This window comes from Paenibacillus sp. J22R160, assembly GCF_059692135.1.
On sequence record NZ_JCAUAU010000035.1, the window covers coordinates 25,230 to 36,416 of the forward strand.

The following is an 11,187-nucleotide window of genomic DNA, read 5'->3' on the forward strand; positions in this document are numbered from 1 at the left end:
TCTTTGATTTGTACATGGTTACATTTAATTTATCGTCTATTTGTAAATGCTTTCATGAGGTACTGTAAATATAGCCCCTCGGGCGTATACAATAGAGCACGGAACAGGGAGGATACACAAATGAGTAAAATCAAAAAACGATTAACTGCGACACTTGGACTGACGCTTGCAGCTTCAATGGTACTTAGTGCATGTGGAAGCAAAGAGGCTAGCGATACGAATGGGGCGGGAACGCCAGATAAACCGGTTGAGTTAATTTGGTACACGATCGGAACACCGCAAAAAGACGTTGACCGCGTCATGACGGAAGTTAGTAAATACACGGCTCAGAAAATTGGCGTAACAGTGAAAATGAACATGATCGATTGGGGCGACTATCCGCAAAAGATGCAGGTCATGACCGCTTCCGGTACACCTATGGACATTATGTTCACGTCTTCATGGGCATTCGATTATGTGCAAAACGCACGTAAAGGCGCTTTCAAACCAATTGACGAGCTGCTTCAAAAAAATGGACAAGGTATTGTAAAAGCATTGGACCCAGCTTTCTTGAACGGCTCTAAGGTAGATGGCCACAACTATGGGGTTCCAGCCAATAAAGAGCTTCCAGCACAAGACGTATGGCGTTTTAACAAAAACTTGGTTGATAAATACAACTTAAACATCGATAACGTAAATTCAATCGAAAGTTTGGAGCCATTGCTGAAAGCGATTAAAGAAAAAGAACCGAACGTCTATGGCTTAGCCGTGGACAAAACGTTCATGCCTTATGTGCCATATGACTATGTGATTGAAAAAATGCCAATGGCTGTGAAAGTAGGCAATCCGGACTTTAAAGTCGTAAACATTTTGGATACACCGGAAATGAAGCAAGCGCTTCAAGCGATGAACAAATACTACAAAGCAGGATACATTCCGACGGAAGCAGCAACGCTTAGCTCTCTAAACGATGTTCAAGTGACGGGCAAATGGTTCTCGGACAAAGCGACCAACCAGCCTTTCGCAGACAACCTATGGTCAGCTAGCTATGGTTATCCCGTGGTCTCCAAGCAAGCAAGCCCAGCTTTGATTTACAACTGGTCCGTAATGGGTTCCATGCAAGCCATCTCAGCTAATTCCAAGTACCCAGAGAAAGTCATGGAGTTCTTGAACTTGCTGAATACAGATCCAGTTCTTCGCAATATGGTTGATTCCGGAATTGACGGCGTTCACTACAAGAAGCTTGATAACGATAAAATGGAGAACTTGGCGGATTCCAAAAACTACGATATGCCAACCTTCTCACTTGGTAACGTTCTACTGACATACAAAGACAAGAAAGATCCTGAAAACAAATGGGAAGAGTTCAAAAAGTTTAATGACACGGGCGTACCGGCACCGCTTCTTGGTTTCAACTTCGATCCTTCGAAAGTGACAGCTGAGATCGCTGCGGTTCAAAACGTAAAAGAAGAGTTCTGGGCAACTTTGATGACAGGTACCGTTGATCCTGATAAATTCATTCCTCAAGCTAACGAGAAGTTCAAAGCAGCTGGTCTGGACAAAATCATGGCTGAAGCACAAAGCCAGATCGATGCTTGGAAAGCCGCAAACAAAAAATAAGATAAGATTCGGATTAGGCGAATGTCACCCATTCGCCTGATCTTTTTAATCTTGTCGTGAGGAGTGATTGTATGAATAGAATAGGAGCATTTCTAAAAGATGTTAAACAAAGTAGAGTGCTGCTGCTGATGGCATTGCCAGCGACGCTTTGGTTCCTGTTCTTCTCTTATTTACCGATGGCCGGCATGGTGATTGCGTTTAAGCAATACCGCTATAGCAGAGACGGCTTTTGGGCAAGTATTGTGGAAAGCAAATGGGTCGGACTGCAAAATTTCAAGTTTCTTTTCAGTACGAATGATGCCTATATCATTACGCGGAATACACTGCTGTACAATATTGTATTTATTATTGCAGGGCTCGTGCTTTCGGTGGCATTAGCCATTGTCTTATCGGAAATTGTCAACAAGAAGATGGCGAAGCTGTACCAAACCGGGATGTTTCTGCCCTACTTTTTATCCTGGGTTATTGTAGGCTACTTCGTGTTTAGTTTTCTTAGCTTTGATAAAGGGATGCTCAATCATATTCTCTCAGCGTTCGGAGTCGATCCGATCCGGTGGTATAACGACAAAACGTACTGGCCTCTTATTATTATCTTCGTATATCTATGGAAGTCTGTAGGTTATAGCAGCGTTGTTTATTTGGCAGCCATTATGGGAATTGACAAATCACTCTATGAGGCTGCGATGATTGACGGTGCAAGCAAATGGCAGCAAATTAAGCACATCACGTTCCCGATGCTGAAGCCGCTGATGACGATTCTGACGCTGCTCGCGATCGGTCGTATCTTCTATGCAGATTTCGGATTATTCTTGCAGGTGCCAAGAGATTCAGGAACACTTTATTCGGTCACGAATGTTATCGACACATATGTCTACCGCGGCCTCAAATCTACCGGTGAAATCGGGATGAGTACGGCAGCTGGTCTGTATCAATCTGTTATTGGCTTCATTCTCGTTATGACTTCCAACTATATTGTTCGAAAATTTGATAAAGATAATGCGTTGTTCTAAAACGTTGAATGGAAAGGAGGAAATTTATTATGATGGCTAAACCGATGAAAAGTCGTGATTTTCATAAATTGCCGCCGGCGTTGAATATTCTATTTAACCTTGTTGCAGGAGTCTTTGCTTTGGCGTGTATCTTTCCATTTTTATTTGTGACGATTATCTCATTCACGGATGAGAAGACGCTAAGCAGCAATGGGTATCGGATTATTCCTGAAAAATGGAGCTTGGAAGCTTATCGTTATTTGTTCAAGGCTGGAGATCAGCTGCTCATGTCTTATGGGGTCACGATTCTTGTGACTGTTGTTGGTACGATTGTTAGCTTGATTTTAACGGCTACGTTTGCCTATGCGATATCAAGAAAAAGCTTTAAATTCCGCAATTTTTTCGGATTCTTCGCCTTTTTTACGATGCTGTTCAATGGTGGCCTCGTGCCGACCTATATTGTCGTTACACAATTAATGGGTCTTAAGGATTCCTTGTGGGCATTGGTCTTGCCACTTGCCGGGAATGCGTTCTACATGATGATTATGCGGACTTTCTTCAGCACGTCCGTGCCTGATGCGATTATTGAGTCTGGGAAAATCGACGGCGCCGGTGAATTTGGTATTTTCGTCAGATTGGTGCTGCCGCTTTCACTTCCAGGACTAGCTACGATCGGCTTGTTCAGTACGCTAGGCTATTGGAACGATTGGTTTAATGCGCTGCTCTATATCGATTCACCTCATCTAGTGCCGCTGCAATCGATGCTGATGCGAATCGAGAACAGTATGCAGTTCTTGCTGCAAAATACAAGCAATCCTTCCATTGGCGTGGGGTTACTGCAATCGCTGCCGCAAGATACGTCGCGAATGGCGATGGTTGTGCTTGCAACGGGACCGATTATCTTCGCTTATCCGTTTTTCCAACGGTACTTTATTCAAGGTTTGACAATCGGCGCAGTAAAAGAGTAATGCAGATGAAATCATACAACATTTGTTAATCATAACTATTTTGGAGGACTTACCATGGAACAATTCAGACTGCCGAAAATTCCAATGCCAAAGCTGGAATTGCCTCAGGCGATTCAAGAGGTATTAGCGGAAGCCGAAGAGAAGCTGGCGCATCGTCCTAAGCTTTTGCAATTATTTAAAAACTGTTTCCCCAATACGCTGGAAACGACAACGAAGCTAATGGAGGACGGAACGACATTCGTCATTACGGGGGATATCCCTGCTTCATGGCTGCGCGATTCCGTTGAACAGGTGATGCACTATGTGCCTTTTGCCAAAAACGATCCGGATCTTCAGCGCATTCTTAGCGGATTAATTAAAAGGCATATTCAATACATCCATATTGATCCTTATGCGAACGCATTTAACGAATCGGCGAACGATTGGCATTGGAACAAAGCAGATAAGACGGATATGTCGCCATGGGTGTGGGAACGGAAATTTGAACTTGATTCCTTGTGCTTCTCGATGCGTTTGGCTTACGCCTATTGGAAGGAAACAGAGCTAACGGATATCTTCGATGCCGGCTTCAAAGCGGCGATGATCACAATCTTTGAGCTTTTCAAAACGGAACAGCATCACTTCGAGCAATCTCCTTATCGTTTTACGCGGAATAACGGAATTCCGACCGATTCGCTGCGCAATAACGGGCTGGGGATGCCTGTGAATTATACCGGTATGGTTTGGTCGGGTTTCCGATCCAGTGACGATGCTTGCGATTTCCATTACAACGTACCTGCGAATATGTTCGCGGTTGTGGCCCTGCGTCATATGCAAGAGTTCGCGGAGTGGGTGTTCCGGGATATCGACTTCTTACATGAACTGAAAGCGCTGGAAGCGGATATCGATCACGGAATTAAGCTCTATGGCATCTATCGCCATCCGGAGTTCGGGCCGATCTACGCTTATGAAACTGACGGCTTCGGCAATTACTGCTTGATGGATGACGCGGGGACGCCAGGACTCATGTCGATTCCGTATCTGGGTTATGTATCTGCTGACGATCCGATCTATCAGAACACAAGACGGTTCGCGCTCAGCAAGGAAAATCCGTTCTATTTCGAAGGTAAAGTGGCGAAAGGGATCGGCAGTCCGCATACTCCGGACAATTATATTTGGCATATGGCATTGTCCATGCAAGGAATTACGGCCTCCACAGCAGAAGAGAAGATAGCGATGATCGCTATGCTCGAAGCGACGGACGCAGACACCGGATTTATGCATGAAGGCTTTCATGTCGATGATCCAACCATTTTTACGCGAAAATGGTTCGCTTGGTCGAACAGTCTGTTCTCCCAGCTCGTGTATAAAGCGATGAAGGAAGGCTTGCTATGAGTCATCCTGTCGTCATTTTCTATGATCCTGATTTCCCGATCAGCGCTTCGCTCGAAGTTCCGGCTGCAGAGTTGGCAGCGCAAGGCGGAATCCTTGCAGGTGCCGACGCTCTTGCTGAAGCTCTTCGGCAAGCGGAGGGAGGGTGCTTCGTCAATCTGCACGCTCCATACTTCCCGAAATCCGCTTGGCTGGAAATCCTAGCGTTCTTGAAACGCGGCGGAGGACTGCTAAGCGTCGGCGGCGCAGCCTTCAAGCGGCCTGTTCGCAGGGAAGCCGATGGCTGGCAGGTGGAAGCGGAACAAACCGCTTACCATCAGCAGTTATTCATCCATGAGATGCTTCGGGTCGAATCGAGCCCAATTCGCAGCTATGCGGCATTAGAAACCGTGCCGCTGCTGAAGGGACAAGAATCATTGTTCGCGATTGCCGACACATGGAACATGGTACCGCATACGACGCGCAACAGTGATTTGCCTCATCAAATGGGTGCAGCTGGAACGATGAGCACGCAGATTTATCCCCTCCTGAAGGGCATCAGCAAAGAAGGCCGCGAGGTCGCTGCACCTGTTGTTCTATGGGAAAACACCCGCGGCGATTATGTGGGTTCTCGTTGGCTATTTGTCAATGTCCCACTCAGCGCAGGGTTCTGGAGCAATGGCGGAGCAAAGGCATTGCTCGCGTGGGCGGCATTTTGCGCAAAAGGGGTTACGGAGCTGTGGATCAAACCGAATTATGCCAGCTATGAGCCTGGCGAGCATGCGGTACTGACGCTTCAAACGCAGCTTATGGCAAGGAACGAAACAGAAGTCAAAGCCTCATCCAAAGCATGGAAGTTTGATCTAACTGTAGAGCGCGAAGATGGCGCCGGGGCCAGTTGGACGCATCATCTGACAGCTGCAGTGAACAAAGAATTCAATATTGTGCGAATTCAAGTGCCAATAACGATTGAGCGCGGCTTGTATCGTGTAACGTGTGAAGCTGAGGCTGAGGATGGAGAGAAACGCACACTTCGCCAGGGCTTTTGGGGCCACGATCCGATTCTGCTCGCTGAAGGAAGTCCAATCACTTGTGATCGCGATTATTTCATCAAAGATGGACGTCCACTGCCAGTTGTCGGCATGACGTATATGACCTCCGATGTCGCTCGCAAATTCTTGTTCCTGCCGAACGCGGACGTTTGGGACCGAGATATGGCCCAGATGGCGAAAGCGGGCATTAACTGGATTCGCACCGGCATTTGGACGGCGTACCGGAATGTGATGCAGGTCGATGGCCATGCTTCCGAAGAAGTGCTGAGAGCAATCGATGCCTTTTTCTTAACGGCTAAAAAGCACAATCTGCAGGTGACGTTTACCTTCTTCTCCTTTACACCGGAGACTTGGGAAGGCGTCAACCCGTATTTGGACCCGCAAAGTGTAGAAGCGCAGAAGCGCTTTATCCGCTCCATTGTGTCGCGTCACCGTGAGTCTACTCACGTGGACTGGGACTTGATCAATGAGCCTTCCATGTTTGATCCGGCGCAGATTTTTGCGAATGGACCTCGTTCCAGTCGGGACTCTTTCGAGCAGGCTGCTTTCACAGTTTGGCTCAAGCAGCGTCACGAAAGCATTGAGATCCTGCAAGAGCGGTGGAATATGTCGCCTGAACAGCTGCCAACCTTCGAAGCAGCAATAATTCCTGAGGCGGACGAAATCAACTTTGATGTGCAGGATATGCACCGAGCCAAAAAGGGAACCCGCTGGCTCGATTACTGCTTGTTCTCGATGGATATGCATAATCGCTGGGCGAAGGAGCTCTACGACACGATCAAGGAAATCTGTCCGAATCACCTTGTCGTAGTCGGCCAGGACGAGGCGCTTGGCGCTCAGCGGCCTTCGCCGTTCTTTTACCAGGAAGCCGTCGACTATACGACTGTTCATTCGTGGTGGTTGAACGACAACCTCGTTTGGGACGGTATTTTTGCCAAAACACATAACAAGCCTAATGTTATTCAAGAAACAGGAATTATGTACGTAGAGACTCCTGATGGACGCGCCAAACGCTCGGAGAACGAGCTGCGGAGTATGCTGGAACGCAAATATGCCTATGCATTTGCTACTGGCGGCGCTGGCGCCGTTCATTGGATTTGGAATACGAACTTCTATATGGATAATGCGAACGAATCGCATATCGGTGCGCTTCGCGCAGACGGAACGGAGAAGCCGGAAGCCGATGTTTCTTACGACTTCGGACGGTTCATGGCTGAAATCAGAGACTTGTTCGAGGAGCGGGCGCTGGAAGACATTGCCGCGATTTTCCCCTATTCGAACGATTTCTCGAACCGGAAATTGGCTTTCGATGCCACGACGCGAATGATTCGCGTGCTATCGTATCAGATGAATATGCCGCTGCGAGCGGCTTCGGAGTATCATCTGGACGTCCTTATGGACCAACCGCCGAAGCTGATTGTGCTTCCGAGCGCGCATAATATCGATGAGCAGGCTTGGCATAAGCTGCTAGATATCGTCAAGACTACGGGTGCGACGCTGCTTGCAACGGGTCCGATAAGCCTTGACGCCTACTGGAAGCAAGCGCCACGCTTAACCGATGAGCTAGGAGAAGCAGAGCTTCAGAATGTGCGCCGGGAAGAAATGCTCTTAGTGCAAGGCGCCAAGCTGCCGGTATCCTTTGGTCAGCGGCGCATTGCCGAGGTGGTTAAGGAAGTGCGATCAGGAGCGGGTTCATCCTCTGCAGATAGCAGCCGGGGAGATGCGGTCGTCGAGATTCCGCTTGGACGCGGCAAGCTAATTTGGAGTCCGCTGCCCGTTGAGCTGAACGAACGGACGGACACCGTGCTTGAGCTCTATCGCTACGCGATTCAAGCAGCAGGCTGCGACAGCGGCTTGCAATGGAGACAAGGCGGCGATATCGCTGGCGTATACGGAAGGAAGCTGCGTTATAAGGACGGTTTCCTGTATGTATTTGTATCCGAATTTGCCTGGGACACGGACATTGAAGTGAAAGATACGGATAGCGGGGCAACTTATGCCTTTACCTTAGAGAAAGAGCGCTCTGTGCTCTTTGCAGCAAATTCTGAAGGCGAAATTATTTCCGTATACCGACCTGATGAAGTTCAAATTGAGAGGAGCTAAGCCATGAGCGCCAAAAGAACAGCTCATATCATTTCCCACACACACTGGGATCGGGAATGGTATTTACCTTACGAGAAGCATCATGTTCGCCTTGTTAAGTTGGTGGATACTTTGCTGGATAAATTAGATAACGATCCGAACTATCGCAGTTTTTATTTGGATGGTCAAACGATTATTATAGAGGATTACTTGCAAGTCAGACCCGATCAGAAGGGGAAACTGGAAAAATATATCCAAGATGGCCGCATTATTATCGGTCCTTGGTATATTCTGCAGGATGCTTTCCTTACTAGCGGTGAAGCGAATGTACGCAATATGCAGATTGGGCATCAAGATGCGAGGAAATACGGTTCTGTAGCCAAAATCGGCTATTTCCCGGATACATTCGGGCTTGTAGGCCAAACGCCGCAATTGATGCAGCAATCCGGTATTACGAACGCGCTTTTCGGCCGTGGAGTAAAACCTACAGGCTTTAACAATACCGTCTCTGACGGCGATTATGAATCCTCGTTCTCAGAACTGATGTGGGAAGGACCGGATGGTTCCAAGGTCCTCGGCATTCTTTTCGCCAATTGGTACTCCAACGGCAATGAAGTTCCTGTAGATCTCGAAGAAGCGAAGGCGTACTGGGAGCGGAAGCTGTCGGATGCTGAGAAATACGCTTCGACAAGCGAACTGCTCTTCATGAATGGCTGCGATCATCAACCGATCCAGTTAGACTTGCCGGAAGCCATTCAAACCGCACGTGAGCTGCATCCTGACACGGTATTTATTCATTCGAATTTTAACGATTATTTGCAGTCTGTTCAGCGTTCTTTGAATCATGAGCTTTCTACGGTAAAAGGCGAGCTTCGCAGCCAACGCACGGACGGTTGGTCGACGCTGGTGAACACGGCTTCGGCGCGTGTTTATTTGAAACAGATGAATCAGCTAGGGCAAGCGATGCTGGAGAAAGTGGCTGAACCACTGGCTGCTTTCGCACATGCCATAGGCGCCCTGGACAAATACCCGCATCATCTATTCACTTATGCTTGGAAAACACTTATGCAGAACCATCCGCATGACAGTATTTGCGGCTGCAGCGTGGATGAAGTGCACCGCGAAATGATCACTCGTTTCGAGAAAAGCCGGCACGTGGCGGAATCGATTGTCGAGGATACCACCCGCGCGCTTGCGGAAGCGGTTGATACTACGAGCTTTGCGGAAACAGGCTCGGATGCATTGCCAGTGGTTGTATTCAATACGACTGGTTGGGAACGTACTGGTGTTGTCACTATAGAGCTTGATGTGCTTCGTCTGTATTTCCGTGACGGGTATAAACTCGAAGAAGCAAGCCGCCTTGCTAAAGAAGCGGATCTCAGTGGCCGTGTACTCGTAGATGAGCAGGGAATTGAGCTTTCTTGCACCGTGGAAGATCTCGGATTGCAGTTCGGCTACGATTTGCCGGATGACAAGTTCCGTCAGCCGTATATGAGCCGCAAGGTGAAGTTGACTTTTGAAGCGGAGAAGGTTCCTGCCTTAGGTCTGAAAACGTATGCTTGGGTGAAAAAGGATTCGACAGTTGCGGGGGCTTCACTACTTACGGGAGAGCGTGTATTAGAAAATGCCGCGCTGAAAATCGCAATTGCGGATGACGGTTCTTTTGCCCTGTTGGATAAAAAGAGTGGCCGTGCGTACCGAGATTTGGGTGTATATGAGAATACCGGGGATATCGGTAATGAATATATGTACAAACAGCCGGACGGAGAAACGCCGCTTACGACGAAGGGGACTGCTGCGCAGATTCGTGTGCTGCAAGATACGGCTTATCAAGCTGCTATCGAAATCATTCACGAATGGGCTATCCCTGCATCAGCCGATGAAAAGCTGGATGAAGAGCAGCGCGATTTGGTTTACTTCCCGCATCGTAAAGCACAGCGTTCCAAACGTATGGTGCCTATGACCATTCGTACGGTTGTCTCTTTGAGCCGCCATGGCAGAGGGGTAGAGATCGAAGCGACATTTAACAATAAGGCAAAAGACCATCGTCTGCGGTTGCTTTTCCCTACGGATTTGAACACGAGTGTTCACCAGGTGGACTCTATGTTTGAAATCCCGCAACGGGGCAATAAACCGTCAGCGGAATGGGAAAATCCAAGCAATACTCAGCACCAGCAGGCATTTGTTGATGTTAATGAAGCGGGAGCAGGACTTGTCGTCGCTAACCTCGGTTTGAACGAATACGAAGTCCTGCAGGATGGACGCAATACGATTGCTGTGACCTTGCTTCGTGCGGTTGGCGAGCTTGGCGATTGGGGCTTGTTCCCAACGCCAGAGGCACAATGTTTAGGCGAGCACACAGTTCGCATGGAGATCATTCCGTATAGCGGTGATCAAAACATGCAGTCTGCTGCTTACGCGGAAGCTTATCAGTTCCAAATCCCGTGGACGCTAAGTCAGACGGGTGTTCACGCGGGAAGCATTGCGCCTACGTACTCCCCATTCGCGTGGGATGGCGGAGATATGGCATTTTCCTCGCTGAAAATGAATGAGGGCACTGGCGATCTGCTGCTCCGCTGGTACAATATGAGATCGCAAGCGGCTGAATTGAAACTCAATGCTAATACGCCGTATTACTATTTCTATAAGAGCACGATCTTGGAAGAGCACGGCGAGCGTCTAGATACGGATGCTTCAGGCCGAATGACTCTGCCTGTTGGCCCTTGCGAAATAGTGACGATTGGGGTTTCTCGCTGAGTAAAATAATGGATTGAAAAAAGGAGCTAAGCGGTTTTTGCGCTTAGCTCCTTTTTCAGCTGTAATCGGCGTTGATTACAAGTATGCGTACCACCAGCCGTACACTTAGCTGCCGCGTGTCGAAGGGAGATCGCCTGTTGTCCTATTAGCAGCCCAGCCCAATGGGAATGTTTATGCTGCCGCCGCTTCTGCCCAGATCGATGAGAAAGTTCATGCGCCGCCGCCGCCCAGCAGAATAACAGGAAAATCTACCGTTAATCCGTCCCGCGTTGGATCGGTGAAGACGGTGTAAAATTGTTTGTGTACCAAGATTTGGAGCCTAGCCAGGCAGCAAAAAAGTAGGGTATTCTCGGGATTGCGACACCACCAAGAAAGGAACCCTACTCATGC

6 protein-coding genes are annotated in these 11,187 nt (G+C 48.4%); all 6 read left to right on the forward strand.

The genetic code is table 11. From position 1 onward, the window contains the following. Positions 1 to 120: 120 nt before the first annotated feature. The 6 genes from AC58UW_RS32500 (at position 121) to AC58UW_RS32525 (ending at position 10,797) form a co-directional block, all read left to right on the forward strand. Positions 121 to 1,599 (forward strand): ABC transporter substrate-binding protein, encoded by a 1,479-nt coding sequence (locus AC58UW_RS32500; RefSeq protein ID WP_497424635.1) that lies wholly within the window; start codon positions 121 to 123, stop codon positions 1,597 to 1,599. Between the two features lie 71 nt (positions 1,600 to 1,670). After that, complete coding sequence (locus tag AC58UW_RS32505) at positions 1,671 to 2,609, forward strand: ABC transporter permease (RefSeq protein ID WP_497424636.1); 939 nt, start codon at positions 1,671 to 1,673, stop codon at positions 2,607 to 2,609. A gap of 29 nt (positions 2,610 to 2,638) precedes the next feature. Then, complete coding sequence (locus AC58UW_RS32510) at positions 2,639 to 3,556, forward strand: carbohydrate ABC transporter permease (RefSeq protein ID WP_497424637.1); 918 nt, start codon at positions 2,639 to 2,641, stop codon at positions 3,554 to 3,556. Between the two features lie 54 nt (positions 3,557 to 3,610). Further along, entirely contained in the window at positions 3,611 to 4,930 is a 1,320-nt protein-coding gene (locus AC58UW_RS32515) for a glycoside hydrolase family 125 protein (RefSeq protein ID WP_497424638.1), read from the forward strand. Beyond that, positions 4,927 to 8,061 carry a beta-galactosidase gene (locus AC58UW_RS32520; protein WP_497424639.1) on the forward strand — a complete coding sequence of 1,045 codons (3,135 nt, stop codon included), beginning with the start codon at positions 4,927 to 4,929 and terminating at the stop codon, positions 8,059 to 8,061. Before AC58UW_RS32515 ends, AC58UW_RS32520 begins: the two co-directional genes overlap by 4 nt. A 3-nt stretch (positions 8,062 to 8,064) precedes the next feature. Then, positions 8,065 to 10,797, forward strand: a complete 2,733-nt coding sequence (locus tag AC58UW_RS32525; protein ID WP_497424640.1) for an alpha-mannosidase — start codon at positions 8,065 to 8,067, stop codon at positions 10,795 to 10,797. Positions 10,798 to 11,187 lie beyond the last annotated feature (390 nt).